Genomic DNA, 25,678 nt, shown 5'->3' on the forward strand with positions numbered 1-25,678 from the left:
TATGGCGAGCAGGCCAGATTGGCGCTCACTTCTTGAACATTGAGAGAACAGCTGGAGACGACGAAATGAAAAAAATGGTTAAAAACCTGATAGCTGCTGCACTGGCATTTGGTATGGCAAATTCTGCTTTTTCTGCCGAGAAGCTGAAGCTGGGCTTTTTGGTGAAGCAGCCGGAAGAACCCTGGTTCCAGACCGAGTGGGCGTTTGCCGACAAGGCGGGCCAGGAGATGAACTTCGAGGTGATCAAGATTGCGGTGCCCGATGGTGAGAAGACCCTCAATGCCATCGACTCCCTGGCGGCCAACGGCGCCAAGGGCTTTGTCATCTGTACCCCGGATCCCAAGCTGGGCCCGGCCATCATGGCCAAGGCCAAGAGCCTGGATCTGAAGGTGGTGACGGTGGATGACCAGTTCGTCAATGCCAAGGGCAAGCCCATGGATACCGTGCCCCTGGTGATGATGGCCGCCACCAAGATCGGCGAGCGCCAAGGGGAGGAACTGTACAAGGAGATGACCAAGCGGGGCTGGGATGCGAGCCAGTCCGGCGTGCTGGCCATCACCGCCGATGAGCTGGATACCGCCCGCCGTCGGGTGGATGGCTCCATCAGCGCCCTGAAGGCCGCCGGCTTCCCGGAAGGCCAGATCTACCGGGTGCCCACCAAGAGCAACGACATCCCCGGCGCCCTGGATGCCGCCAACTCCATGCTGGTACAGCACCCCGAGGTGAAGCACTGGCTGGTGGTGGGCATGAATGACAACACGGTACTGGGGGGTGTGCGGGCCACCGAGGGGCAGGGCTTCCAGGCCGAGAACGTCATCGGCATCGGCATCAACGGGGTGGATGCGGTGAACGAACTCTCCAAGTCCAAGGCCACCGGTTTCTACGGCTCCTTGCTGCCCAGCCCGGACGTGCATGGCTACAAGAGCATCCAGATGCTGCATGACTGGGTGGTGAATGGCGCCGAGCCGGCCATGTTCACCGAGGTGACCGACGTGGTGCTCATCACCCGCGACAACTTCAAGGTCGAGCTGCAGAAGAAAGGGCTCTAAGTCCCACCCTAGATCACGGGGCGGGTGACCGCCCCCTTTGGAGAGTAAATCCATGAGTCAGTCAGCCCCCTACCTGGAGTTTTGCGGCATCAGCAAGAGCTTCCCCGGCGTCAAGGCGCTGCAAAACATCAGTTTCGGTTGCCAGCAAGGCACGGTCCACGCCCTGATGGGGGAGAACGGTGCCGGCAAGTCTACCCTGCTGAAGATCCTGAGCGGCTTTCAGCCTCCCACCGAGGGGGCCCTGCGCATCGGCGGCCAGGAGATGGTGTTTGGCAGCACGGGTGACGCCCTGGAGCAGGGCATTGCCATCATCTATCAGGAGTTGCACCTGGTGCCCGAGATGACGGTGGCGGAGAACATCTACCTGGGCCAGTTGCCCTCCCGGCACGGCTTCATCGACAAGGAGAAGCTGTATCAGGATGCCGCCCGCCAGCTGGCGCGGCTGGGCATGGACATTGCCCCGGATACCCCCCTCAAATACCTCTCCCTGGGACAGTGGCAGATGGTGGAAATCGCCAAGGCCCTCTCCCGGGAAGCGCGGATCATCGCCTTCGACGAACCCACCTCCAGCCTGTCGGCCCGGGAGATAGAGCAGCTGTTTCGGGTCATCCGCCAGCTGCGGGACGAAGGCCGGGTGATCCTGTACGTCTCCCACCGCATGGACGAGATCTTCGCCCTGTGCGACGCCATTACCGTGTTCAAGGACGGCCAGTTCGTCCGCACCTTCGATGACATGAACCAGGTGGATCATGAGCTGCTGGTGAAGACCATGGTGGGACGGGAACTCAACGACATCTATGACTACAGCCCGCGGCCCCACGGCGGTGAAGGGCTGGCGGTGCTGGGGCTCAAGGGGCCCGGCATGCGAGCCCCGGTGAGTTTCGCGGTGAAGCGGGGCGAGATCCTGGGCATCTTCGGCCTGGTGGGGGCCGGCCGCAGCGAGCTGATGAAGGTGATCTTCGGTGCCGAGCCCATGACGGACGGGGAGATCCGGGTGTGTGGTGAGACCACACCGATCCGTTCGCCCATCGACGCCATCAACAGCGGCGTCATGCTCTGTACCGAGGACCGCAAGGCCCTGGGCATCATCCCTGGCCACTCGGTGCAGGACAACATCAACATCAGCGCCCGGCGGCACAAGTCGTTCGGCGGCTTCATCATCAACCGCCGCTGGGAGGACGAGAACGCCCTGCGGCGCATCCGCGACATGCGGGTCAAGACCCCCTCGCCCCAGCAGACCATCGCCAACCTCTCCGGCGGCAATCAGCAGAAGGCCATCCTGGGCCGCTGGCTGTCCGAGCAGATGAACGTGATCCTGCTGGACGAGCCCACCCGCGGCATCGATGTGGGGGCCAAGAACGAGATTTACAACGTCATCTACGACCTGGCCAAGTCCGGGGTCGCCGTGGTGATGGTCTCCAGCGAACTGCCGGAAGTGCTGGGGGTGGCGGATCGCATCCTGGTGATGCGGGACGGCGCCGTGGCCGGTGAATTGACCCACGACGAGGCCGACGAGGTCAAGGCGCTGCGCCTGGCCATGCCGGTCAGTCAGTAACAGATCCAAGCAATGAGGACATTCGACATGACACAATCCACTGTAGCAACTCAGGTGCGGGGGCGAGCCCCGGCTGCCAGCGCCGGCAGCACCGTCTCTTCCCTGACGCGGATCTGGGATCAATACGGCATGCTGGTGATCTTCGCCATCCTGTTCGCCCTGGCCGCCCTGACCATCAACAACTTCGCCAGCCTGATCAACATGCGCGGCCTGGGCCTGGCGGTCTCCCTGTCGGGCATGGTGGCCTGCGGCATGCTGTTCTGCCTGGCCGCCGGCGAGTTCGACATGTCGGTGGGCTCCATCGTCGCCTGCTCCGGCGTGGTGTGCGCCGTGGCCATCAACCAGACAGAGAGCGTGACCCTGGGGATCCTCGCCGGCATCACGGTGGGCATCGTCTTTGGTTTCATCAACGGCTTCGTGGTGGCCAAGTTCAAGATCAACGCCCTCATCACCACCCTGGCCACCATGCAGATCGCCCGGGGCATGGGCTACATCATCTCCGACGGCAAGGCGGTGGGCATAGTCGAGGAGAGCTTCTTCGACCTGGGCAACTCCGCCCTCTTCGGCATCCCCACCCCGGTGTGGATCACCCTGGTGTGCTTCATCCTGTTCGGCCTGCTGCTGAACAAGACCACCTTCGGCCGTAACACCCTGTCCATCGGTGGCAACGAGGAGGCGGCCCGCCTGGCGGGGGTCAATGTGGTGGCCACCAAGATCATCATCTTCACCATGACGGGGGCCATCGCCGCCCTGGCCGGGGTGATCCTGGCTTCGCGGATGACCTCGGGCCAGCCCATGACCTCCATCGGCTTCGAGCTCATCGTGATCTCCTCCTGCGTGCTGGGCGGGGTCTCCATGAAGGGGGGCATCGGCAAGATCTCCTACGTCATCGCCGGGGTGCTGATCCTGGGGCTGATGGAGAACGCCATGAACCTGCTGAACATCTCGCCCTTTGCCCAGTATGTGGTGCGGGGCCTCATACTGCTGGCCGCCGTGCTGTTTGACCGCTACAAGCAGGTGCGCAAGGCACGGATCTGATCCGGAACCTGGGAGCTTGGGCCAGCGGGGGTGCTGGCCCCTTTTTGCGATGGAGGCCCGCGGTTGCCACTGGGGGGATCCGGTGGCCCGCCGGACGATTGTGATCCCATTCACCGATTCGATGGGATTTTGTTCGAGAAAACGTATTCAGCGTGGTTACATACGATGGCCCAGACCGATTTCTTCACTCAGACCCTGTTCTCCGTTATGACCAACCTGAAAAAGGAACAACCCAAACAGCTTAACCCCCTGCTGCCTGGTTATGCCTTTGATGTGTTTTTGGTATCCGGGTTGACCCCTATCGAGAAGGGGGGGGCGCTGGACTTCATGATCGACCGTCCCAACGGCATGAAGGGCTACATCATCAACCTGACGGTGCAGGGGGAGGGCCGGGTGTTTTACGGTCCCCATGCCTTCACCGTCAAACCGGGGGATCTGCTGCTGTTTCCGCCCGAGGCGGTGCACTACTACGGCCGCGCCGAGAGCAGCGACAGCTGGTATCACCGCTGGGTCTACTTCCGTCCCCGGGCCTACTGGGCCGACTGGCTCAAGTGGCCGGACGCGGTGCAGAAGGTGGGCCGGCTGTGTCTGAGTGATCCTGCCTGTTTCGAAGAGTTTGACCAGCTGTTTCAGACCATAGAGCTGACCCACAAGCAGGTGCGTCCCATGTCCGAACAGCTGGCCATGAACCAGCTGGAACAGCTGCTGATCCGCTGCTTCGAGCTCAGCTCCCTGGCGGAGCGGGTGCCCATGGATCACCGGGTGCTGGAGGCCTGCCAGATCATGAGCAGTGCCCTGGGGGAGGAGATCAGCATCGAGGGGCTGGCGGAGCGGGTGTTCCTGTCGCCGTCCCGGCTGGCCCACCTGTTCCGGGAGCAGATGGGGGTGAGCATAGTGCGCTGGCGGGAGGATCAGCGGATCATCCGGGCCAAGCAGCTGCTGCACACCACACTGCTGCCCATCGCCGTCATCGCCCAGCAGATTGGCTATGACGATCAACTCTACTTTTCCCGGGTGTTCAAGAAGCGGGTAGGGGTCAGCCCCAGCGAGTACCGCAAGAGCAGCAGCCTGCTCTAGGCGCCCCGGCTGACCCACCAGTCGGGCAGCGCCCCTATGTCCGGGAGGCTGACATCCGGCTGGATGCCGCTGTTGGCCACCGTCTGCGGGCGGTACTTGCCGGTGCGCACCAGTATGCCGGTCAGGCCGCTTTGCTGGGCGCCGTCGATGTCCGAGAAGATGTCATCCCCCACCATGGCCACCTCGCTCGCCGGCAGCTGCAACCTGGCCAGGGCGGCGGCGAAGAAGTCGGGATTGGGCTTGCCAATCACCACTGCCTCACAGGGGGTGGCGTACTCCAGGGCGGCGACGAAGGCGCCGATGTCCAGCATCAGCCCCTGTGGCGTCTGCCAGCTGCGATTCTTGTGAATGGCCACCAGACGCGCCCCCTGCTGCAGGCAGGTAAAGGCGCGGTTGAGCAGGGCATAGTCCCAGACCGGTCCTATGTCGCCGATCAGCAGCGCCTGGGGCGTCTGTTCATCCGATGTGAAGTCCGCCAGATCTGCCAGCACCTGTGGCTTGACCAGGGGCCAGATCCGCGTCAGGCCCTGCTGCCGTAACCAGTGGGCGGCAGCCTGGGGGGCACAGAAGATTTGCTCAGCCCCGATGGCCAGCCCCATGGCCTGCAGGCGCTGGCTCAGGCCGGCGAGACTCTGGGTGGAGGTGTTGGTGACAAACAGGTGGGGGATCTGCTGCGCCTTGAGCCAGGCCAGGGTTGTCTGTGCCCCCGGCAGCACCTGCTCGCCGGTATGCAGTACCCCATCCAGATCCAGTAACAGGCCCTTGAGCATGGGAGACCTCCTTGATGCACAGGCAGGGAACGTCTGTTTGAGTTATCCGGCTCAGCGACGAAAAAATCAACCTCAGGTTGATGGTCTCCGGTGTTATGCGGTGGGTTGGATCCGGCTGGGGAGGGGGCTACCCGGGGCCAGTTCAGCGCTCCAGCTGCGCTCCAGCCGCAGCCGGGCACAGGCCGGGGCCAGGGGCACCGGCAGGCCCCGATCCAGTCGGCAACTGGCTTCGATGGCCAGCTCAATGGCCAGCAGACCCATCCAGACCGGTGGTGGACACAGGGGATGGGGTGGCGCGGGCAGGCGCTGACGCCCCGAGGGATCCGCCAGGTAGTAGCAGAGGGCGCCATCGGGCTGCACCAGGGGCAGTAGGGCGGGCACCCCCAAGCGTTGCGCTTGTATCGCCGCCAGGCGCCAGGCCGGATGGCTGACCGGCAGGCCCAGGATCAGGCGATCCACCTGTCGCAGGGCCGCCTTGAGCAGGGGGGCGCTTAAGGGGCCGGGCAGGCAAGTGAGTTGCACCGGGCCCGCCAGCGGCGGCAAGGGCGGCATCTTCTGGCTGTGCAGCAGGATCAGCTGATGGTAACCGGCGGCCACCGCCTGCTCCACCAGGGGCTGGGCCCACTCATCGGCAATCAGCAACAGGTGGGCACGAGCCGGGCTCTGGACGGCGGGGTCTGTCTGTAGAAAGGCGGGGCACAGGGCGCGGCGACGCTCGGTGATCAGCAGCTGGCAGGGTTGGCTGAGCTGGCCTTGAAAGTAACCGTATTCCCCCAGGCTGTAGAGGGGCAAACCAAAGCGGCGTAGCCGGCGCTGCAGGCGATCCGGCAGCAGCATCAGCAGCCGCTGTATGCCCTGGCGTCGGGCGTATTGTTCCAACTGCTGCACCAGCTGCCGCAGCAGGCGACCATCTCGCACCTGGGGCAACAGGGCCAGCCGGGAGACTTCGGCGCAGCCGCCGGGCAGTTGCCCGGCCATGTGGGGGTGACTGGTGATGGGCAGACCCAGTGGACAACGGCCTTCGCTGATGAGGCGCACGCAAGCAAGCAGGTTGCCCGCCTCATCCTGGGCCACCAGATGGCTGGCATAGTCGTCATAGGCATCCTGCTCCAGCCGGCTGGGGAAGTCCTCGGCATTGAACCAGCCCTTTTCCAGGCAGAAGACCCGGTAGCGCAGTCGGTAGATCTGCTCCAGGGTGTCCGCATCCTCTGCCCAGCGCCATTGAATCGTCACAGCCACCTCTCGTATACGTTCGAAACCAATTGCTCGCCCCCCTTAAGGTAGAACATGGACGGCGGTCCTGTGGCTGCGCCGGGGGAAGTGTGAGCCAATTCGCGCCCCGACGCGGCGTAGGGCATGTTATGCTGCCCTTTCTTGCGTCGGTTACTGGCTGGCGCGACATCCACTCTTATGACACTGGAGCCCCCTATGCAGATCTCCCAAGACATGGTCGTGACCCTTCAATATCGCCTGTTCGATGCCGACGGCCAATTGCTGGATCAGACCCGTGAACCCCTGGCTTACCTGCACGGTGGCTATGGCAATGTGCCGCCCAAGCTGGAGTCCGCCATGTTGGGTAAGCAGGTGGGGGACAAGGTGGAGGTGACCCTGCTGCCGGCCGACTCCTTCGGCGAATATGACGAGTCCCTGGTGCGCGAGGAGCCCAAGACCCTGTTCCCGGCCGAGGTGGCCGAAGGCATGGTGTTCCAGGCCCAGGATCCGCAAAGCGGCCACACCCTATTGTTCCGGGTGGTTTCCCTGACGGATGACCAGGTGACACTGGATGGCAACCATCCCTTCGCCGGCATGACGGTGCGCTTTGAGGTGGAGATCCAGGAGGTGAGAGCCGCCAGCGACGAGGAGAAGGCCCACGGTCACGTGCACGGCGCGCACGGTCATCATCACTGAGATGTCATTGCATCGGTAGGGGGCCAAAGGCCCCCTTTTTCATGCCCGTCGCCTTGGGTCTGACTACACTTCGGTTGGTGTTTCAACCCAGACAGGAGTGACGAAGATGATCAAGTTGGTGGTGGTGTACCACAGCGGCTATGGCCATACCGAGCAGCAAGCCAAGGCGGTGGCCGAGGGCGCCCGGGCTGAGGAGGGGGTGCAGGTGGAGGTGATGAAGATCAGCCCAGAGGGGGATCTGTCGGATGATCAGTGGCAGGCGCTGGGGCAGGCCAAGGCCATCATCTTCGGCTCCCCGACCTACATGGGCTCCGTCTCCTGGCAGTTCAAGAAGTTTGCCGATGCCTCCAGCAAGCCCTGGTTTGGCGAGCAGTGGAAGGACAAGCTGGCGGCGGGCTTTACCAACTCCGCCAGCATGAACGGCGACAAGCTCTCCACCCTGCATTATCTGTTCACCCTGGCCATGCAGCACGGCATGCTGTGGGTGGGGCTGGGCCTGCTGCCGGCCAATCGCCAATCCTCCGGTCGCAACGATCCCAACTGGCTGGGCAGCTTCTGTGGCGCCATGGCCCAGAGCCCATCGGATGTGGGACCCGACGAGGGGCCGCTGCCCGGCGATCTGGCCACCGCCAAGCTGCTGGGGGCCCGGGTGGCCCAGCAGGCCAAGCGGTTGGGCTGATGCCAGCACGATAGACACGGGCCCGCCTTCTGGCGGGCTTTTTCTTGTCTCGCCTGCGCTGGATCATGCCCTGTGAGGTGACGAGTGACTAGAATGCCCGCCTGCAAAAAACGGAGGGCCTATGGAACTGCATCAACAGGTGAACATGCTGGGACAGGATCTGCAGCGCCGCTATGGCGAGAAGATCCACAAGCTCTCCTTGCATGGTGCCTTCACCTGTCCCAACCGGGATGGCACCCTGGGCCGCGGCGGCTGCACCTTCTGCAACGTGGCCTCCTTTGTGGATGAGTCCGCCCAGGTGCTGCCCATCGCCCAGCAGCTGCAGGCCCGCGCCAAGGAGGCGGACCGCGCCCGCCGCTACCTGGCTTATTTTCAGGCCTACACCAGTACCTATGCCGAGGTGGCCTACCTCAAGCAGATGTACGAGGAGGCCCTGGGGGCGGCGGACATGGTGGGGCTGTGTGTCGGCACCCGGCCCGACTGTGTGCCGGATGCGGTGCTGGATCTGCTGGCCGGCTACCAGGCCCAGGGCTTCGAGATCTGGCTGGAGCTGGGGCTGCAAAGTGCCAACGATGCCACCTTGCACCGCATCAACCGGGGTCATGACTACCGGGCCTATGAGAGCGCCGTGCTGCGGGCCCAGGCCCGCGGCCTCAAGATCTGCACCCACCTCATCGTCGGTCTGCCCGGTGAGCAGGCCATGGACAGCCTGGCGACCCTCAAACAGGTGGTGAGCACCGGCACCCAGGGCATCAAGCTGCACCCGCTGCACGTGGTGGCGGGCAGCACCCTGGCCAAGGCCTGGCAGGCCGGGCGGCTGCCGGTGCTGAGCGAAGCGGAGTACGTGGAGGCCGCCTGCGCCATGATTCGTCATACCCCGCCGGAGGTGGTCTATCACAGGGTGTCGGCCGCCGCCCGGGCCCCCACCTTGCTGGCGCCGGCCTGGTGCGAGAACCGTTGGAGCGCCATGGTGGCCATCAGCCGCGCCTTGGCGCAACAGGGGCCGCAGGGCAGCGCCCTGGACCGCCCCTTCGTCTTTACCCCGGTTCCCCGCCGCCAAGCTTGATCCAGCCTCGGCTTTTGCGATAACACCACAGTCAGGTGTCAGGCGGCCTGCTATCATGTCCGCTTTGCCAAGCCTTTCGTTATTGTCGGGATCCGAGCATGAAAACCTGGGCGCAGTATTACGTTAATGGCCTTACCCGGTTAGGCATCATCCGTTTCAGTCTGCTGTTGGCCTCCTTTGTCATCCTGTTGGCGGTGATGATCCAGGTGGGGGTAACGCTGTTGTTACGGGGCACGGTGGAGTTTGTGGATCTGGTGCGCTCCATCTTCTTCGGCCTGCTGGTGACCCCCTGGGCCGCCTACTTTCTGACCGCGGTGGTGGATGAGCTGGAAGACTCCCGTCAGCGGTTGAAGGACATGGTCAACAAGCTGCAGGAGATGCGGGATCGGGACAAGGCGCTCAATGAGCAGCTGCAGCTCAACATCAGCCAGCTGCACCAGCAGATGGATGAGACCCGGCGGGCCGAGATCGCCCAGGAGCGGGCCATGGAGGAGCTGGAGGCGGAGGTGCTGCGCCGGGAGGCCGCCCAGCGCGAGCTGCAATCCCGCGGGGCCCTGTGGCGCTCCTTCATCGATAACTCACCGGATCTGGTTTACTACCGCAACGAGCACGGCCGCTTCTCCGGCTGCAACCGGGCCATGGAGCAGCTGGTGGGCCTGTCCGAGGCCCAGCTCATCGGCATGCTGCCCCATCAGATCTACCCTCGTGAGGTGGCGGAGAAGGTGGTGGAGACCGACCGTCAGGTGCTGGAGAAGAAGGAGGCGGTGACCTACGAGCAGTGGCTCACCTTCCCCAACGGCCGCAAGGCCTGCTTCGAAATTCACAAGCTGCCCTTCTATGACGAGAAGGGCCATCACCTGGGCCTGCTGGGGTTTGGCCGGGACATCACTGAGCACAAGGCCTATCAGGATCAGTTGGAGAAGGCCAGCCGCGACAAGACCAGCTTCATCTCCACCATCAGCCACGAGCTGCGCACCCCGCTCAACGGCGTGGTGGGCTTGAGCCGCATCTTGCTGGATACCGAGCTGACCCCGCTGCAGCGTCAGCACCTGAACACCATCCACCTCAGCGCCGTCACCCTGGGCAACATCTTCAACGACATCATCGACCTGGACAAACTGGACCGGCATCGCCTGGAGATAGCCCCGGCGCCGCTGGACTTGTCCATGTTCCTGCAGGATATCGAGAGCCTGACCCGACTGATGGCCGAGCAGAAGGGGCTCTACCTGCACTTTGATGTGGATGGCGAGATCCCCGAGCGGGTCAACGCCGACGGCACCCGGCTGCGGCAGATCCTGTGGAACCTGGCCGGCAACGCCATCAAGTTCACCGAGCAGGGCGGTATCACCTTGCGCATCCTGTTCCACCCCCCCCAGGATGATCATATCAAGGTGCGCATCGAGGTGGAGGACACCGGCATCGGCATACCGGCCAGCGAGCTGGATAACATCTTCGCCATGTATTACCAGCTCAACGGCGAGAAGCACGCCACCGGCTCCGGCATCGGCCTGGCGGTGACCCGCCAACTGGTGCTGGCCATGGGCGGCGATATCGGGGTGGATAGTGAGCTGGGGCAGGGGGCCTGTTTCTGGGTCGAGCTGGACTTGCCACTGCTGACCGAGCTGCCGATGGAGATAGAGGAGAGCGGCGAGGTGCCGCCTCTCAACATACTGCTGGTGGAGGACGTGGAGCTGAACATCACGGTGGCCACCGCCCTGCTGCACAAGTTCGGCCATGAGACGGTGGCGGCCCGTACCGGCGCCGAGGCCCTGGCCCTGTTCAAGCCAGAGGCGTTTGACCTCTTGCTGCTGGATATTCAGCTGCCGGACATGACCGGCTTTGACATCGCCGATGAGTTGCTGCGGCGGTACGATCGCAAGCAGTTGCCGCCCATGGTGGCCCTGACGGCCAACCTGGTGCGGGACAAAGCAGTGTATGCCGCGCACGGCATCTGCGATGTGATAGGCAAGCCCATGTCGGTGAGCAACCTGGCGGAGACCTTGAGCCAGCTGTTTGCCCCGCGTAAGCCGGCGGAGCCGCTGCCCCCGCCGCCGCCTGCGGGCAACCGGGAGAAGGTGCTGGATCTGACCTTCCTCAACGAATATGCCCAGATGGTGGGCAAGCCGGTGCTGGGCCAGGCGGTGAGCCTGTTCGAGCAGATGCTGCCGGATTACCTGGCTCACCTGGCCACCAATCTCACCGCCAAGGATCAGAAGGGCATCGTCAGCGAGGCCCACAAGCTCAAGAGTGCCGCCGGCGCCATTGGCCTCAAGCGGCTATTTGATCTGGCGCAGCAGGCCCAGAGCCCGGATCTGCCGGCCTGGTGGGAAAATATCGGCGACTGGATCGACACCATCAAGCGCACCGCCCCCAAGGATCTGGCCCTGTTGCAGCAGTGGCTCAAGGAGTAGGCCATGTCCACGAATCCCGCCGCACTGCTGGAGGCCTATGGCCGGCTGATCCGCGCCAGCCGCGACAGCGGTGGTGCCGAGGAAACCCTCTGGGTGGCCACCGAGCGAGACCGGGCGCGGATCGTGCAGAGCTCACCGGTGCGCCGCCTGCAGCAGAAGACCCAGGTGTTTGCCCTGGACGTCAAGGCCTCGGTGCGCAGCCGCCTCACCCACTCCCTGGAGGTGCAGCAGGCCGGCCGCCAGCTGCTGCGGGCCATCGTCGATCGCCAGGCCTGGATGCGGCCCCTGGCCACGCCCTTGCAGGATCTGCTGGAAATGGCCTGTTTGCTGCACGACGTGGGCAATCCGCCCTTCGGCCACTTCGGCGAGGCGGTGTGTCGTCACTGGCTGGCCAGTCACCTGGATAACCTGGCCGGCCAGGCCTTGCCAACGGCACGGTCGGCCCAGTGGCCTGTGCTGCGCGCCGATCTGCTGGCGTTCGACGGCAATGCCCAGAGCCTGCGGCTGGTACACAGCCTGCAGCAGCTGGATCTCACCTACAGCCAGCTGGCGGCGCTGATCAAGTATCCCTATCCCGCCGGGGCAGGCAGCAAGGCCGGTTACTTCTACAGCGAAGCGCCCCTGATGGCGCGACTGCAGCAGGCCCTGGGGCTGCGCGACGGGGTGCGCCATCCCCTGGTCTACCTGATGGAGCTGGCCGACGACATCTCCTACTGCATCGCCGACCTGGAAGATGCGGTGGACCGGCGGCTGCTGAGCCAGGCCCGCCTGCTGGCGCACCTGCAGGACGGCGAGTGCGAGCCTTATCTGGCTGACCTCTTGCATTCCGCCAACCAGGCGCCGGAAGGTTTCTTTCCGGCGTTTCGTCGTCAGCTCACCGAGGAGCTGGTGGTGCTGGCCAGTGAGGGGTTTGTGCAGCAACAATCACAGCTGTTGGCGGGCGAGGCGGTGGCCGGCTTGCTGCGTGACTCTCCGGCGGCCCGGGTGCTGGCGCGCCTCAAGCAGGTGGCGCGCCAGCAGGTGTTCAGCCAGCGTGAGGTGGAGGCGCTGGAGCTGCAGGGGCATGCCGCCATCGGCGGTGTGTTGGATCACTATGCCTGCCTGCTGGCCATGCCGGCGGCCGACTTTGCCGCTTTGGCCCTGGGCGGCGGCGAGCCGGCCCATCCGCTGGCACTACGCTTGTATCACCGGCTGCCGCCGCGCCATCTGGCGGCCTATCGCCGGGCGCTGACCGAGGCGCTGCCGAACTTTGACTGCTCGGCCGAGCAGGAGTGGTATTATCGAGTCCGGCTGATCCTGGATTTTGTCAGCGGCATGACGGATACCTATGTGCTGGAGGAGTACCGGCTGCTGCGAGGTATCTAGCGGAGGCCTGTGATGAAACGACTATGGGGGGCCGGGTGCTTGTATGGGCTCAGCTTGAGCCTGATGGCCAGCCCCTTAAGCGGTGAACGGTTGCAGCCTCACCAGGTGGTGGCCGGGGAGACTTGGGCCAGCCTGGCCCAGGAAAAGCACCTGAGCGTGCTTCGCCTGCAACAACACTACAATGCCGAGTTGGGCTCGCGCGCTCTGCGGGCCGGTGATCTGGTCTGGTTGCCGGTGCGGGCCCGCGGCCCTGTCGATTCCGTGGTGCTAAAGGCACCGCGCCCCGCGCCTCGTCAAGATGCCAGCCGTACGACCATGAAAGAAGCCGGCCGCTATGCCCACAAGCGGGGTTTCGTGCTGGATCCGGATCAGCAGAAGGCCAAGAACGCCAGCGTCAAGTTGATGGATGGCTACATGAGTGAGCTGCTGCAATTCTGGGTGCCGCAGGAAGAGCCATCGGTCAGCTATGTGCAGACCGATTATCAGCTGCCGCTGTTTGGCGCCCTGCCGCATTTCAGCCTGGATGGGGTGGATCCCAGCATCCGCTGGCGCAGCTGGTGGCCGGAGTACGGGGTGCATTATGAGCGCGAGCGACTCTCCAGCAATCTTGGGGTCACTTGGCAGCCTTGGCAGCAAGCGATGGATCTGTGGCGGCTCAACGGTAGTCTGGATTACCAGGTGGAATCTGAGCACCGGCGACTCAGTCTGGGGTCGGCCTGGCAATTGGGGGGCTTGGACCTGGTGGTGAATCGCTATGCGCCCCTGGGACCCGGTCGTTGGGTGGATCAGACCCAGCGTTGGGAGCGCCCGGCGAGCGGTCAGGAGTGGCGACTGAGCGGTCGTTTGCCTTTTTATCCTCATCTGAGTCTGGTGGCCCGTTATTACAGCTGGCAGGGGCAACGTCTGTCACTGTTCGGCAGTGGTGATGGTCATAATGCCGCCGCCGCTACCCAATATGGCTTCACTTACACCCCCATCGACAGCCTGACGTTAAGCTGGCAGCAGGAGCGCAACAGCAAGGGCTGGTTTCATCAGCAGTGGCAACTGGGTGTGAGTCTGCCGCTGGATGGCCGTTGGCAGGCGCTGTTCGAATTTAGCCAGCCGCACATAGAACAGGAGCTCTGCCGCCCCTTCTGGCGGCAGAGCATCATAGCGGTACAGCGCTAGGCCAGACGGCGAAAGCTGCGGTTGCAGAAGCTCTTGCTCACATCCTGGTTGAGCAGCTGCAGCAAGAGAATGGAGCGGCGCTCGCCGTCAGGCTCCTGATAGATGGCCTGCAGCCCGCTGAAGGGGCCTTCCTCGATGGTGACGGTTTCCCCCTGGCGGGGCAGCTGGTTCAGGTGCTCCCGGGCCTCATCGTTATTCTCGTGGCGCATCAGATCGATGATGAGCGGCTGTGGCACCGTCTGCCAGTGCTCGCCATAGGTGATGATGCGGCGCAGACCGCGGGTGGATTTCAGCCGACTGGCGGAAAATTCCTCCAGATCCACGTGCACGAACAGGTAGCAGGGAAACATGGGTTCACTGACTTGGCGGACCTGTCCTCTTACCAACTTTTCCACCTGCACCTGGGGATAGTAGCTGTCCACCCCCTGGTTACGCAGGTGCAGTCTGGCGCGTTCTTCTTCTTTGCATTTGCAATAGGCCAGATACCAGGTACGCATCTTATTATTTATCCCGTGTTGCTCTTTTCCGGCTCGAGTCTAACCGGCAGGCATAAAAAAGGCCACGATTGCCGTGGCCTTGTCACTGTGTCGGGATCCAGTGCGCAGTTTACCAGCCCTTCACCAGACCGCCGTTGAACAGCTTGTAGGCCGCCTGATAGACCTCTTCGCTTTGGTAGGCCTGAACGAACTGTTTGACCTTCTCGTCGTTCTGGTTGTCTTCACGGGCCACGATCAGGTTGACGTAGGGGGAGTCCTTGTCTTCCACGAACAGACCATCCCGATCAGCCTGCAGATCCACCTGGGAGGCGTAGGTGTTGTTGATGATGGCCAGATCCACGTCTTCCAGGGAGCGGGGCAGCTGGGCGGCTTCCAGCTCGACGATCTTCAGTTGCTTGGGGTTGTCCACGATATCCAGCACGGTACCGTTCAATCCCACGTTGTCTTTAAGCTTCAGCAGGCCCTGTTTTTGCAGCAGCAGCAGGGAGCGGCCCAGGTTGGTAGGATCGTTGGGGACGGCCACCTGAGCACCATCGGCCAGCTCGGCCAGGGACTTGATCTTCTTGGAATAGCCGGCGATGGGGTAGACGAAAGTGTTGCCCACTGCCACCAGCTTGAAGCCGCGATCCTTGATCTGGGCGTCCAGGTAGGGCTTGTGCTGGAAGGCGTTGACGTCGATGCTGCCGTCGTTCAGCGCCACGTTGGGGGTGACATAGTCACTGAAGGGCACGATTTCCACTTCCAGGCCGTACTTTTCCTTGGCCACTTGCTTGGCCACTTCCACCACTTGGGCTTCGGCACCGGCGATGGCACCCACCTTGATGTGGTTATCCGCCTTTTGCTCACCGCAACCGCCCAGCAGCAGGGCGCCTAACAGAACGACGGCGGTGGATTTGAATGATATTGCCATGATGACTCCTTGATAGGCGGGCGTAGGCCCTTACAGTGTTAGCGGTGATCGACCCGTTTGACCAGGTATTCCCCCAGGCTTTGGATCAACTGAACCAGGGCGACCAGGATGAGCACAGTGATCAGCATGATGCTGGGATCGAAGCGCTGGTAGCCGTAACGGATGCCTACATCCCCCAGGCCACCGCCACCAATGGCGCCCGCCATGGCTGAATAGTTGACCAGGGTGACTAGGGTGATGGTGATGCTGTTGATGATGCCGGGCAGGGCCTCGGGCAGCAGCACCTTGGTGATGATCTGCCGGGGCAGGGCACCCATGGCCTGGGCGGCCTCCACCAGGCCGGCGGGCACCTCCATCAGGGCACCTTCCACCAGACGGGCGACAAAGGGGACGGCCGCCACCGTCAGGGGCACTATGGCCGCCGTGGTCCCGATACTGGTACCTGTGATCAGCCGCGTCAGGGGGATGATGGCCACCATCAGTATGATGAAGGGCACGGAGCGCCCCAGGTTGACCAGCATGCCCAGCAGCCGGCTCAGCTGAGGCCTCGCCAGCACCTGGCCGGGTTTGGTGATGTGCAGGGCGATGCCCAGTGGCAGGCCCAGCAGTGTGCTGAAGGCTGCCGAGCCCAGCACCATGTAGAGGGTTTCTCCCAGGGATTGCCAGAGCAGATTAATCATGGCTGCGGACATGGCCCAGCACCTCCACTTGAATGTGATGTTCGCGGAAATAGGCAATGGCTTGCTCGGTCTGGCCCGGTTCACCCTGCAGTTCCGCCAGCAGGAAGCCGAACTTGACACCACCGGCGTACTCGATGTCGGCGCTGAGAATGCTCACATCCACGGCAAACTGGCGGCTCACCTGGGAGATGAGCGGGGCGTCCACGCTCTGGCCGGTGAAGCCCAGCCGCAGCAGCGGCTGGCTGCCCGGTGTGGCGTCGGCGCTGAGGCGGCACTGATACTCTTCCGGGATCGGCAGGTGAATGGTGGAGCGGATGAACTCCCGGGCCAGCTCGGTCTGGGCATGGCTGAAGAACCAGGCCACCTCGCCCTGCTCGATCAGCTCCCCATTACTGATGATGGCCACCTTGTCACAGATGCTTTTGACCACCTCCATCTCATGGGTGATGAGCAGTATGGTCAACCCCAGCCGCTGATTGATCTCCTTGAGCAGCGCCAGGATGGACTGGGTGGTCTGGGGATCCAGGGCCGAGGTGGCCTCGTCACACAGCAACACCTTGGGCTCCGGGGCCAGGGCCCGGGCGATGGCCACCCGCTGTTTCTGGCCACCGGAGAGCTCAGACGGGTAAGCCTGGGCTCGGCCTTCCAGCCCCACCAGCTTGAGCAGCTCGGTGACTCGGGCGCGGATCTGGGCCTGGGTCTGACCCGCCAGCTCCAGCGGCAGGGCCACGTTCTGGAACACGGTGCGGGAGGAGAGCAGATTGAAGTGCTGGAAGATCATCCCGATCTTGCGACGGGCCAGGGTCAGCTCCCGCTCACCCAGTTCGGTCAGGGTGATGCCATCCACCACCACACTACCCTGGGTGGGACGTTCCAGCAGGTTGACGCAGCGGATCAAGGTGCTCTTGCCGGCGCCGGAGGCACCGATGACACCAAAGATTTCCCCCTGGTGTACCTGCAGATCCACCGGCTTAAGCGCCTGGACTGCCGAGGCGCCTGCCCCATAGGTCTTGGCGACGGCATTCAGTCTTATCATAGGGTAGGTTCCGATCTATCTAGGGCCGATAAGCAGCAATGGGCCGATAAGCAGCGATGGCGGCCGGTGCGTGTTTATGGCCGATAACTGGCCAGTGGATGCCCAGGCTTACAGCGATAGTCGCTAAAGTATGCCTTGGATGACAGGGGATGATGCTAAGAAGATCACGCCTGGGTGTCAATGGACTTTTTTATGTCTGGATGGCTAAACGGCTCATGTGCGCTGGGGCTGAAACAAACAAGGCGCCTGGTGGCGCCTTGTTTTGGTCGTCGACAGCCTCATGCCGTCTCCAGCGTACCGCAGAAGCGGTAGCCTTCGCCGTGGATGGTGGCGATGATCTCCGGCGTTTCAGTGAAGGACTCAAAATGCTTGCGGATGCGTCGAATGGTCACGTCCACCGTACGGTCGTGGGGCTTGAGTTCGCGGCCGGTCATCTTCATCAGCAGTTCGGCGCGGGTCTGGATCTGGCCCGGATTCTCGCAAAAATGCAGCATGGCGCGGAATTCGGAGCGGGGCAGCCGTATGGTTTCGCCGGCCGGGGTGATCAGCGCCCGGCTATTGATGTCCAGCACCCAGCCGTTGAAGCAATATTGATCCACCTGGGCGCCGTCTTGATTGGCCGCGTCGGAGCGCATGGTGCGGCCCAGCAGGTTGCGGGCACGGATGGTCAGCTCCCGGGGATTGAACGGCTTGGTGATGTAGTCATCGGCACCGATCTCCAGGCCGAGGATCTTGTCCACCTCGTTGTCGCGGCCGGTCAGGAACATCAGGGCCATTTCACCCCGCTCGCGGATTTCCCGGGCCAGCAGCAGGCCGTTTTTGCCCGGCAGGTTGATGTCCATGATCACCAGATCGATGGGATGTTCCTTGAGGGCTTCATGCATCTCTTCGCCATCGTTGGCTTCTTGAACCTGATACCCTTCGGCTTCAAATATACTTTTTAAGGTGTTGCGGGTGACCAGTTCATCTTCGACGATCAAAATCTGCGCTGTATGCATGGCGTTACCCAATTACGAATAATTATGTTGAGCAAATGTTAATGCTTTTTTTAGCCCGCTTTTGCGTGCGTGGCAATCACAACCAGAGGGTAAGAGCATGGGAAGTGGCAAACCCAGACGGGCGTCACGTGAAGCATGCTACATCCGACCCGCTGTTATCATGAGGGGCAAGGAAGGCAGCAAATGTATCAGTTGAGGACAACATCTCAATACATTTGGTACAAAACCATAACACTTTCAGCCGGATGATTGATATTGATCAACCCGCTTTCGGCGGTGGGTTTTTAGGCGGACTCAGAAGCGATAGAGGATACCGAGGTCAAGCTGTTGTTGCGGTTCGCTGCCCGGCAAGCTGCTGGGAGATTGCAGCCGGTAATGGGCCTGTAACTGCAACGCGGGTGTGAAGCCATAGGCTGAGCCCAGTTGCCAGAAGAGGTGACGGTAGGGCGTGCCCTGCAACTGGTGCAGACTGCTGCTGATGGCCAGCCCGAAGGGCAAGGTCACCTCCAACCCCGAGGTCAGGTGATGGGTCAGTGCATCATATCTATGCTGCCAGAACCATTGGGTTTGGATGGGCTGATCGGCCAGCTTTGAGGACGGGGGAGCCAGGTACTCCTGATCATCGGTCCAATACCAGGTTTCTCCCAAGGTGGTCTTGCCCGCGAGATCGGCCGCGTAGATATGGGGAGCCAGACTCAGCATCAGCAGCCAACGCAGCGAGGTTGTTACCATGTTAGCCCTCCGTTCAGTACACCACCGAGGCTAAGCATGACACAGGGGGGACGGCTGTAAAGCCAGCTGTGCAAAAAATGCGCGGCAATCGCCCTGGCACAGGGCACTGGGGCAAGGTAGATTGTCCACCGCAACAAGGGAGGTATTTTTGGATATTTATTTTGTGCTTATGTCGCCAGCCCGAGCGGAAAACGTGGGGGCCGCGGCCCGTGCCATGAAAACCATGGGCTTTAGTCGGCTGCGGGTGGTCAACAGCCTGGTGCATCAGGAGGCGGCGGCTGGTTGGGTGGCCCACGGTGCCCAGGAGATACTTGCAGAAGCAGAGCATTTTGTGGATCTGCCCAGCGCCCTGGCAGACATGGATCTGGTGGTGGCTACCACGGCCCGTCGCCGGGGACATCAGCAGATCTACCTGACGGCCGATGAGCTCAAGGTGCAGTTGCAAGGCAAGCCGGATCTGCGACGGGTGGCCATCTTGTTCGGCTGTGAGGAGTCCGGCCTGTCCAACGAGCAGTTGGCCCAGGCGGATCTGGTCAGTTATCTGCCGCTCAAGGTGGATTACCCCTCCTTGAACCTGGGGCAGGCCATCATGTTGTATGCCTACGAGCTCAGCCGCCTTGCATTGCCCGTCACGGCGCCAAGCGAAGTTATGCCGGCCGAGGCCCAGGTGCGGGCCCTGAAACAGCGAATTTGTGGATTATTTGGTGAGATAGACATTTCACCGGATGAAAAGCTGGCGCAGTGGGTGATATCAGGGGTTCCCTTGCTTAAGCAGCGGGATTTAAACCTTTTGCATCTGTTGTGCAAAGACCTGGAACGGGCCCTGAACCGGGGCGAAGGTTGACAGGGGCGGCCTCATCCGGTATTGCTAAGCGCGTTTACCCACACAGGTTTTGTAACATGCTGTCTTTTGGTACCCGCATCACCACCACCATTACTATTACCGGCACCACCTTGGGTGGTTTCGGGGCGGGCTGATGCACTGACAGTAGGTTCAGTAAATTTCAAAGGCCCGTACCCTACCAGGTACGGGCCTTTTCGTTACAGGGAGAGGTAGTATGCGTGTTCTGAAGTTTGGAGGCTCATCGCTGGCGGATGCCGAGCGTTTCTTGCGGGTGGGCGACATCGTCGTCAACACCCAGCAGCAGGCCCAGGTGGCCCTGGTGCTGTCCGCGCCGGCCAAGGTGACCAATCACCTGGTGGCCCTGGCCGAGCAGACCGGGCAGGGTCTGGACGCCAGCGGTACCTTGGCGGAGATTGAAGGCATCTTCACCCGTCTGATTGCGGGGCTCAAGGCCAAGTATCCGGCGCTGGATGATGCGCAGCTCAAGGCCCGACTGGCCCAGGAGCTGGGTCAGGTGCGTCGCCTGATGGATGGCATACTGCTGCTGGGCCAGTGCCCGGATAACATCCAGGCCAAGATCCTGAGCCGCGGCGAGGCGCTCTCCATCGCCTGCATGGAGCAGTTGCTGAAGACCCGCGGTCATCATGTGGAGCTGATCAATCCGGTCAGCATGCTGCTGGCCGAAGGTGGCTTCCTCGAATCCCACGTCAACATCGATGTTTCTCGCGCCCGCTTCGCCGAGCAGGGCATCAAGCCCGATTGCATCTACCTGATGGCCGGCTTCACCGGCGGCAACGAACAGGGTGAGCTGGTGCTGCTGGGCCGCAACGGTTCCGATTACTCCGCCGCCGTACTGGCCGCCTGTGTGGATGCCGAATGTTGCGAGATCTGGACCGATGTGGACGGTGTCTACAGCTGCGATCCGCGCCTGGTGCCGGATGCCGTGCTGCTTAAGCGCATGTCCTACAAGGAGGCCATGGAGCTCTCCTACTTTGGTGCCAAGGTGCTGCACCCCAGAACCATTGCCCCCATCGCCCGCTTCCATATCCCCTGCCTCATCAAGAACAGCTTCAACCCGCAAGGCGAGGGCACCCTGATCGGTCCCGAGCAGGACGACGAGTACCCGGTGAAGGGCATCTCCGATCTGGGTGGCATCTCTATGATCAACGTCAGCGGCCCGGGCATGAAGGGCATGGTGGGGCTGGCCGGACGCCTGTTCACCACCGTCTCCCGCGCCGGCGTCTCCGTGGTCCTCATCACCCAGTCCTCCTCCGAATACAGCATCAGCTTCTGTATTCACACCTATGATGCCGAGAAGGCACGCAAGGCGCTGGAGCAGGAGTTTGCCCTGGAGATGAAGGCCGGCATGCTGGAGCCCATCGAGATGCGCCACGACCTGGCCATCCTCTCCCTGGTGGGGGACGGCATGCGTACCCTGAAGGGCATCGCCGCCCGCTTCTTCACCTCCCTGGCTCAGGCGGCCATCAATATCGTCGCCATCGCTCAGGGCTCCAGCGAGCGCTCCATCTCCGCCGTGGTGGCTAAACACAAGGTGGCCGAAGGTATCAAGGCCTGCCACCAGAACATCTTCGGCAGCCAGCAGTTCATCGACATCATTCTGGTGGGCCTGGGTGGCGTCGGCGGTGCCTTGCTGGAGCAGATCCGTCGTCAGCAACCCGTGCTGGTGGAGCAGGGTATCGGTCTGCGGGTGGTGGGCCTGGCCAACTCCCGTCAGCTGCTGCTGAACAAGGACGGCATCGACCTGGCTCACTGGCGCGACGAGCTGGGTCAGGCCCAGCAAGCCTTCAGCCTGGAGGCGGTATGCAAGCTGGTGGAGGACAGTCACCTCATCAACCCGGTGATCGTGGACTGTACCTCCAATGAGGAGGTGGCCAGCCAGTATGCCGACTTCCTGGCGGCCGGTTTCCACGTGGTCACCCCCAACAAGAAGGCCAACACCAGCAGCCTGGCCTATTACCGCGAGCTGCGCCGTACGGCCCTCTTGACCCGCCGCAAGTTCCTCTATGAGACCAACGTGGGCGCCGGTCTGCCGGTTATCGAGAACCTGCAGAACCTGATCAAGGCCGGCGACAAGCTCAAGGCCTTTGCCGGCATCCTGTCCGGCTCCCTCTCCTTCATCTTCGGCAAGCTGGATGAGGGCTTGAGCTTCTCTGAGGCCACTCTGATCGCCAAGGGCAACGGCTTCACCGAGCCGGATCCGCGGGATGATCTCAACGGCATGGACGTGGCGCGTAAGCTGCTGATCCTGGCCCGGGAGGCCGGCATGGCGCTGGATCTGTCCGACGTGCAGGTGGAGCAGGCGCTGCCGCCTGGTTTCGATGCCTCCGGCAGTGCCGAGGACTTCCTGGCGCGTCTGCCCGAAGCCGATGCCTGGTTCCGCGAGCGTTGCGCCGAGGCCAAGGCCGAGGGTAAGGTACTGCGCTACGTCGGCACCATCGAAGACGGCCAATGCCGGGTGGCCATCAAGGCCGTGGATGGTAACGACCCCTTGTACAAGGTGAAGGACGGTGAGAACGCCCTGGCCTTCTTCTCCACCTATTATCAGCCGATCCCCCTGGTGCTGCGTGGCTACGGGGCCGGTACCGAAGTAACCGCTGCCGGTGTGTTCGCCGATCTGCTGCGGACCCTGAACTGGAAGCAGGAGGTTTAAGCCATGACAGTGGTGGCATACGCACCCGCCTCAATCGGCAACGTAAGCGTCGGTTTTGACGTACTGGGCGCCGCGCTGGCGCCCATCGACGGCACCCTGCTGGGTGACCGGGTAGAAGTCAGCGCCGCTGAGCAGGCGTTCTCTTTGGGCTGCCAGGGGCGGTTCGCCCACAAGCTGCCTGCCGAGGCAGACAAGAATATCGTCTATGCCTGCTACCAAGGCTATGGCGAGGCCCTGCGCAAGAAGGGGCTGAGTATCAAGCCGCTGCACATGGTGCTGGAGAAGAACCTGCCCATCGGCTCCGGCCTGGGCTCCAGCGCCTCCAGCATAGTGGCCGCTCTGGAAGCGCTGAACGCCTTTCATGACTACGCTCTCGACAAGGATGAGCAACTGCTGCTGATGGGCGAGCTGGAAGGCCGCATCTCCGGCTCAGTCCATTATGACAACGTGGCGCCCTGCTACCTGGGTGGCATCCAGCTGATGGTGGAGGAGGCGGGTATCATCAGCCAGTCCATCCCGGCGTTTGAACACTGGTACTGGGTGGTTTGCTACCCGGGGATCAGCATCAGCACCGCCGAGGCCCGCGCCATTCTGCCGGCCCAATACCGCCGCAGCGACTGCCTGACCTACGGTCGTCGCCTGGCCGCCTTCGTCCATGCCAGTCACAGCGGTCAGGAGGCCCTGGCCGCCGCCGTGCTCAAGGATGTGATCGCCGAACCCTATCGTCAGGCGTTGATCCCGGGCTTTGCCCAGGTGCGCCAGCACGCCGAACTCTCCGGCGCCCTGGCCACCGGTATCTCAGGCTCTGGCCCCACCGTCTTCGTGGCCATGACCGACAAGCAGCAGGCGCTGCGCATGAAGGAGTGGATGGAGCAGCACTTCATCCAGAATCAAGATGGTTTCTGCCATGTCTGTCATATCGACACCCAAGGCACCCAGGTAACAGGACAAGGATTATGAAGTTATACAACATCAAGGACCATACCGAGCAGGTGAGCTTTGCCCAGGCGGTGAAGCAGGGTTTGGGTCGCGGGCAGGGGCTCTTCTTCCCCGAGCAAATCCAGCCCTTCGCCGACATCCATGGCTTGCTGGAGAAACCCTTCGTCGAGCGCTCGGTGGAGATCCTCCATCACCTGATCGGCGATGAGCTGACCAAGGCGCAGCTGGCCCAACTGGTACAGACGGCGTTTGTCTTCCCAGCACCCTTGGTGAAGGTGAGTGACAACCAGTATGCCCTAGAGCTGTTCCATGGTCCGACCCTGGCCTTCAAGGACTTCGGTGGCCGCTTCATGGCCCAGTGCCTGACCGCCTTCAGCCAAGGCGAGAAGATCACCATTCTCACCGCCACCTCCGGCGATACCGGGGCTGCGGTGGCACATGCCTTCTATGGCCTGCCCAACATCGAGGTGGTGATCCTCTATCCCAAGGGCAAGATCAGCCCGCTGCAGGAGAAACTGTTCTGCACCCTGGGCGGCAACATCCGCACCGTGGCGGTGGACGGCGCCTTCGATGACTGCCAGGCCCTGGTGAAACAGGCCTTCGATGACGAGGAGCTCAAGGCGGCCATCGGCCTCAACTCCGCTAACTCCATCAACATCAGCCGACTGCTGGCCCAGGTCTGCTACTACTTCGAGGCGGTGGCCGAGCTGCCGCTGGAGCAGCGTGCCGAGGCGGTGATCGCCGTGCCGTCCGGCAACTTCGGTAACCTGACCGCAGGTCTGATTGCCAAGGCCCTGGGGCTGCCGGTGAAGCGCTTTGTGGTGGCCACCAACGCCAACGATACGGTGCCGCGTTACCTGGCCGCCGGTCAGTGGGATCCCAAGACCACGGTGGCTACTCTGTCCAACGCCATGGATGTCAGCCGTCCCAACAATTGGCCGCGGGTGGAAGAGCTGTTCAAGGTCAAGGGCTGGTCCCTGTCCGAACTGGGCTATGGTGCCCGTGATGATGTGCAGACCGAGGACGCCCTCAAGCGTCTGCATGCCCAGGGTTACCTGTGCGAACCCCATGGCGCCATCGCCTGGGATGTGCTGCAGGCTCAGCTGAGTGACGAGGAAGTGGGTATCTTCCTGTGCACCGCCCATCCTGCCAAGTTCCAGGAAAGCGTGGAGCGGATCCTGGATCTCAAGCTGGAGTTGCCGGCCCCGCTGGCCGAGCGTGCGGATCTGCCGCTGCTCTCCGACAACCTGCCGGTGGACTTTGCCGCCATGCGCCAGTACCTGCTCAAGGCCTAAGCCTGAAGAGGTAGACCCAAACGCCGCTCTAATGAGCGGCGTTTTATTTTGGATAGTGGTTCCATTCGGTGGCCTTTGCTACCCTAGCCAGACTCTTCGTCGTTGAGATTTGCTTATGAGTCATGTTCTTAATGATTTGCTCTCCCTGTTGGCCCTGGAGCCCATCGAAGCGGGCCATTTTCGCGGCCAGAGCCAGGATTTGGGCTTTGGTGCAGTGTTCGGGGGCCAGGTGATGGGGCAGGCTCTCTCAGCTGCCCATCAAACCGTGGAGTCGGATCGCAGTGTTCACTCGCTGCATTGCTATTTCTTGCGGCCCGGTGATGTGCGGCAGCCCATCCTTTACGAGGTGGAGCAGATCCGCGACGGACAGACGGTTTCCACCCGGCGGGTGCAGGCCATTCAGCATGGCAAGCCGATCTTCTACCTCACCGCCTCGTTTCAGGTGGAGGAACCGGGGTTGGAGCATCAGGCACCCATGCCCCAGGTGGCGGGACCGGAGGGGCTTACCTCAGAGCTGGAGTGGATCCATGCCCTGAAGGCGCATATTCCCGATGCACTGCATGACAAGTTCCTGTCCGAAAAGCCCATCGAGATGCGCCCCGTGACCTTCATCAACCCGCTCAAGGCGGCACCCTGCGAGGCCAAGCGCTACGTCTGGTTCAAGGCCAACGGCCAGATGCCGGATGTGTCGGCGGTGCATCGCTATTTGCTGGCCTATGCGTCGGATTTCAATTTCCTACCGACGGCGCTACAACCCCACGGGCTGAGCTTCTTCACGCCCGGTTTGCAGGTGGCGACCATAGATCATGCCATGTGGTTTCATCGCGATTTTCGGCTGGACGACTGGTTGTTGTACGCGGTGGAGTGTCCCACCACCAGTGGTGGGCGCGGGTTGGTGCGGGGCCAGTTCTTCACGCAGGATGGGCGCTTGGTGGCTTCGACCATCCAGGAGGGCGTGGTGCGACAGCGGCCGTTGGGCGCCTGAACCGGG

23 protein-coding genes are annotated in these 25,678 nt (G+C 62.5%); 15 read left to right on the top strand and 8 right to left on the bottom strand.

Features of this window, described 5'->3' with window-relative positions:
• Positions 1-65 precede the first annotated feature (65 nt).
• From ABD847_RS12855 to araC, 4 genes are all read left to right on the top strand, one after another.
• The gene (locus ABD847_RS12855) at positions 66-1,049 is read left to right on the top strand and encodes an arabinose ABC transporter substrate-binding protein (RefSeq protein ID WP_345013637.1); all 984 of its coding nucleotides are present in this window, start codon (positions 66-68) and stop codon (positions 1,047-1,049) included.
• Positions 1,050-1,101: 52 nt separating this feature from the next.
• Complete coding sequence (gene araG, locus ABD847_RS12860; protein WP_345013639.1) at positions 1,102-2,604, top strand: L-arabinose ABC transporter ATP-binding protein AraG; 1,503 nt, start codon at positions 1,102-1,104, stop codon at positions 2,602-2,604.
• A gap of 27 nt (positions 2,605-2,631) precedes the next feature.
• Complete coding sequence (gene araH / locus ABD847_RS12865) at positions 2,632-3,642, top strand: L-arabinose ABC transporter permease AraH (protein WP_345013641.1); 1,011 nt, start codon at positions 2,632-2,634, stop codon at positions 3,640-3,642.
• A gap of 165 nt (positions 3,643-3,807) precedes the next feature.
• The gene (gene araC / locus ABD847_RS12870) at positions 3,808-4,719 is read left to right on the top strand and encodes an arabinose operon transcriptional regulator AraC (protein ID WP_345013643.1); all 912 of its coding nucleotides are present in this window, start codon (positions 3,808-3,810) and stop codon (positions 4,717-4,719) included.
• Here the strand turns inward: araC and ABD847_RS12875 are convergent.
• Positions 4,716-5,489, bottom strand: a complete 774-nt coding sequence (locus ABD847_RS12875) for a TIGR01458 family HAD-type hydrolase (protein ID WP_345013645.1) — start codon at positions 5,487-5,489, stop codon at positions 4,716-4,718. The two genes, araC and ABD847_RS12875, sit on opposite strands and share 4 nt — an antisense overlap.
• 93 nt (positions 5,490-5,582) lie before the next feature.
• Entirely contained in the window at positions 5,583-6,722 is a 1,140-nt protein-coding gene (locus tag ABD847_RS12880) for an acyl-homoserine-lactone synthase (protein WP_345013647.1), read from the bottom strand.
• 195 nt (positions 6,723-6,917) lie between these two features.
• Here ABD847_RS12880 and ABD847_RS12885 point away from each other — a divergent pair, with 195 nt between their 5' ends.
• From ABD847_RS12885 to ABD847_RS12910, 6 genes are all read left to right on the top strand, one after another.
• Positions 6,918-7,397 (top strand): FKBP-type peptidyl-prolyl cis-trans isomerase, encoded by a 480-nt coding sequence (locus ABD847_RS12885; protein ID WP_345013649.1) that lies wholly within the window; start codon positions 6,918-6,920, stop codon positions 7,395-7,397.
• 106 nt (positions 7,398-7,503) lie between these two features.
• Positions 7,504-8,076 (top strand): flavodoxin family protein, encoded by a 573-nt coding sequence (locus ABD847_RS12890; protein WP_345013650.1) that lies wholly within the window; start codon positions 7,504-7,506, stop codon positions 8,074-8,076.
• Between the two features lie 121 nt (positions 8,077-8,197).
• Positions 8,198-9,142 carry a tRNA modification radical SAM protein MnmL/YtqA gene (mnmL, locus tag ABD847_RS12895; protein ID WP_345013651.1) on the top strand — a complete coding sequence of 315 codons (945 nt, stop codon included), beginning with the start codon at positions 8,198-8,200 and terminating at the stop codon, positions 9,140-9,142.
• Positions 9,143-9,240: 98 nt separating this feature from the next.
• Complete coding sequence (arcB, locus tag ABD847_RS12900; protein ID WP_345013654.1) at positions 9,241-11,553, top strand: aerobic respiration two-component sensor histidine kinase ArcB; 2,313 nt, start codon at positions 9,241-9,243, stop codon at positions 11,551-11,553.
• A 3-nt stretch (positions 11,554-11,556) separates the two neighbouring features.
• Positions 11,557-12,918 (top strand): dGTPase, encoded by a 1,362-nt coding sequence (dgt, locus tag ABD847_RS12905; RefSeq protein WP_345013656.1) that lies wholly within the window; start codon positions 11,557-11,559, stop codon positions 12,916-12,918.
• Positions 12,919-12,930: 12 nt separating this feature from the next.
• The gene (locus ABD847_RS12910; RefSeq protein WP_345013658.1) at positions 12,931-14,085 is read left to right on the top strand and encodes an inverse autotransporter beta domain-containing protein; all 1,155 of its coding nucleotides are present in this window, start codon (positions 12,931-12,933) and stop codon (positions 14,083-14,085) included.
• Here ABD847_RS12910 and rfaH read toward each other — a convergent pair.
• The 6 genes from rfaH to ABD847_RS12940 all read right to left on the bottom strand — a co-directional run bounded on the left by rfaH (position 14,082) and on the right by ABD847_RS12940 (position 18,938).
• Entirely contained in the window at positions 14,082-14,582 is a 501-nt protein-coding gene (gene rfaH / locus ABD847_RS12915) for a transcription/translation regulatory transformer protein RfaH (protein ID WP_345013660.1), read from the bottom strand. The two genes, ABD847_RS12910 and rfaH, sit on opposite strands and share 4 nt — an antisense overlap.
• A 109-nt stretch (positions 14,583-14,691) precedes the next feature.
• The gene (gene metQ, locus ABD847_RS12920) at positions 14,692-15,492 is read right to left on the bottom strand and encodes a methionine ABC transporter substrate-binding lipoprotein MetQ (RefSeq protein ID WP_345013662.1); all 801 of its coding nucleotides are present in this window, start codon (positions 15,490-15,492) and stop codon (positions 14,692-14,694) included.
• Positions 15,493-15,530: 38 nt separating this feature from the next.
• Positions 15,531-16,184 (bottom strand): methionine ABC transporter permease, encoded by a 654-nt coding sequence (locus tag ABD847_RS12925; RefSeq protein WP_345013664.1) that lies wholly within the window; start codon positions 16,182-16,184, stop codon positions 15,531-15,533.
• Positions 16,165-17,208: a methionine ABC transporter ATP-binding protein MetN gene (gene metN, locus ABD847_RS12930; protein WP_345013666.1), complete on the bottom strand. Its 1,044-nt coding sequence runs from the start codon at positions 17,206-17,208 to the stop codon at positions 16,165-16,167. The genes ABD847_RS12925 and metN overlap by 20 nt, the downstream gene beginning before the upstream one ends.
• A gap of 278 nt (positions 17,209-17,486) precedes the next feature.
• Positions 17,487-18,206 carry a two-component system response regulator ArcA gene (gene arcA / locus ABD847_RS12935; protein ID WP_345013668.1) on the bottom strand — a complete coding sequence of 240 codons (720 nt, stop codon included), beginning with the start codon at positions 18,204-18,206 and terminating at the stop codon, positions 17,487-17,489.
• Between the two features lie 294 nt (positions 18,207-18,500).
• A complete protein-coding gene (locus ABD847_RS12940) occupies positions 18,501-18,938 on the bottom strand; it encodes a hypothetical protein (RefSeq protein ID WP_345013670.1) in 438 nt (145 codons plus the stop codon).
• Positions 18,939-19,086: 148 nt separating this feature from the next.
• Between ABD847_RS12940 and ABD847_RS12945 the strand changes: the two genes are divergently transcribed.
• The 5 genes from ABD847_RS12945 to tesB all read left to right on the top strand — a co-directional run bounded on the left by ABD847_RS12945 (position 19,087) and on the right by tesB (position 25,672).
• Entirely contained in the window at positions 19,087-19,782 is a 696-nt protein-coding gene (locus ABD847_RS12945; RefSeq protein WP_345013672.1) for a tRNA/rRNA methyltransferase, read from the top strand.
• A gap of 214 nt (positions 19,783-19,996) precedes the next feature.
• Entirely contained in the window at positions 19,997-22,453 is a 2,457-nt protein-coding gene (gene thrA, locus ABD847_RS12950; RefSeq protein ID WP_345013674.1) for a bifunctional aspartate kinase/homoserine dehydrogenase I, read from the top strand.
• A gap of 3 nt (positions 22,454-22,456) precedes the next feature.
• Entirely contained in the window at positions 22,457-23,413 is a 957-nt protein-coding gene (gene thrB, locus ABD847_RS12955) for a homoserine kinase (RefSeq protein ID WP_345013676.1), read from the top strand.
• Positions 23,410-24,687, top strand: coding sequence for a threonine synthase (gene thrC, locus ABD847_RS12960; RefSeq protein ID WP_345013678.1), 1,278 nt, complete (start codon positions 23,410-23,412; stop codon positions 24,685-24,687). The genes thrB and thrC overlap by 4 nt, the downstream gene beginning before the upstream one ends.
• Positions 24,688-24,802: 115 nt before the next feature.
• Positions 24,803-25,672 (top strand): acyl-CoA thioesterase II, encoded by an 870-nt coding sequence (gene tesB, locus ABD847_RS12965; protein WP_345013680.1) that lies wholly within the window; start codon positions 24,803-24,805, stop codon positions 25,670-25,672.
• Positions 25,673-25,678: the final 6 nt, after the last annotated feature.

Origin of the sequence: Pseudaeromonas paramecii (assembly GCF_039540575.1) — a bacterium.
Lineage (GTDB): Bacteria > Pseudomonadota > Gammaproteobacteria > Enterobacterales > Aeromonadaceae > Pseudaeromonas > Pseudaeromonas paramecii.

Excerpts from the sequence above, each read along its gene's own strand:
- thrB (WP_345013676.1), top strand. The coding sequence starts at position 22,457 with ATGACAGTGGTGGCATACGCACCCGCCTCAATCGGCAACGTAAGCGTC.
- thrA (WP_345013674.1), top strand. The coding sequence starts at position 19,997 with ATGCGTGTTCTGAAGTTTGGAGGCTCATCGCTGGCGGATGCCGAGCGT.
- araH (WP_345013641.1), top strand. The coding sequence starts at position 2,632 with ATGACACAATCCACTGTAGCAACTCAGGTGCGGGGGCGAGCCCCGGCT.
- dgt (WP_345013656.1), top strand. The coding sequence starts at position 11,557 with ATGTCCACGAATCCCGCCGCACTGCTGGAGGCCTATGGCCGGCTGATC.
- araG (WP_345013639.1), top strand. The coding sequence starts at position 1,102 with ATGAGTCAGTCAGCCCCCTACCTGGAGTTTTGCGGCATCAGCAAGAGC.
- ABD847_RS12885 (WP_345013649.1), top strand. The coding sequence starts at position 6,918 with ATGCAGATCTCCCAAGACATGGTCGTGACCCTTCAATATCGCCTGTTC.
- ABD847_RS12940 (WP_345013670.1), bottom strand. The coding sequence starts at position 18,938 with ATGGTAACAACCTCGCTGCGTTGGCTGCTGATGCTGAGTCTGGCTCCC.
- tesB (WP_345013680.1), top strand. The coding sequence starts at position 24,803 with ATGAGTCATGTTCTTAATGATTTGCTCTCCCTGTTGGCCCTGGAGCCC.
- ABD847_RS12925 (WP_345013664.1), bottom strand. The coding sequence starts at position 16,184 with ATGTCCGCAGCCATGATTAATCTGCTCTGGCAATCCCTGGGAGAAACC.
- ABD847_RS12875 (WP_345013645.1), bottom strand. The coding sequence starts at position 5,489 with ATGCTCAAGGGCCTGTTACTGGATCTGGATGGGGTACTGCATACCGGC.
- thrC (WP_345013678.1), top strand. The coding sequence starts at position 23,410 with ATGAAGTTATACAACATCAAGGACCATACCGAGCAGGTGAGCTTTGCC.
- rfaH (WP_345013660.1), bottom strand. The coding sequence starts at position 14,582 with ATGCGTACCTGGTATCTGGCCTATTGCAAATGCAAAGAAGAAGAACGC.
- metQ (WP_345013662.1), bottom strand. The coding sequence starts at position 15,492 with ATGGCAATATCATTCAAATCCACCGCCGTCGTTCTGTTAGGCGCCCTG.
- ABD847_RS12910 (WP_345013658.1), top strand. The coding sequence starts at position 12,931 with ATGAAACGACTATGGGGGGCCGGGTGCTTGTATGGGCTCAGCTTGAGC.
- ABD847_RS12890 (WP_345013650.1), top strand. The coding sequence starts at position 7,504 with ATGATCAAGTTGGTGGTGGTGTACCACAGCGGCTATGGCCATACCGAG.
- mnmL (WP_345013651.1), top strand. The coding sequence starts at position 8,198 with ATGGAACTGCATCAACAGGTGAACATGCTGGGACAGGATCTGCAGCGC.
- metN (WP_345013666.1), bottom strand. The coding sequence starts at position 17,208 with ATGATAAGACTGAATGCCGTCGCCAAGACCTATGGGGCAGGCGCCTCG.
- ABD847_RS12855 (WP_345013637.1), top strand. The coding sequence starts at position 66 with ATGAAAAAAATGGTTAAAAACCTGATAGCTGCTGCACTGGCATTTGGT.
- arcA (WP_345013668.1), bottom strand. The coding sequence starts at position 18,206 with ATGCATACAGCGCAGATTTTGATCGTCGAAGATGAACTGGTCACCCGC.
- araC (WP_345013643.1), top strand. The coding sequence starts at position 3,808 with ATGGCCCAGACCGATTTCTTCACTCAGACCCTGTTCTCCGTTATGACC.
- arcB (WP_345013654.1), top strand. The coding sequence starts at position 9,241 with ATGAAAACCTGGGCGCAGTATTACGTTAATGGCCTTACCCGGTTAGGC.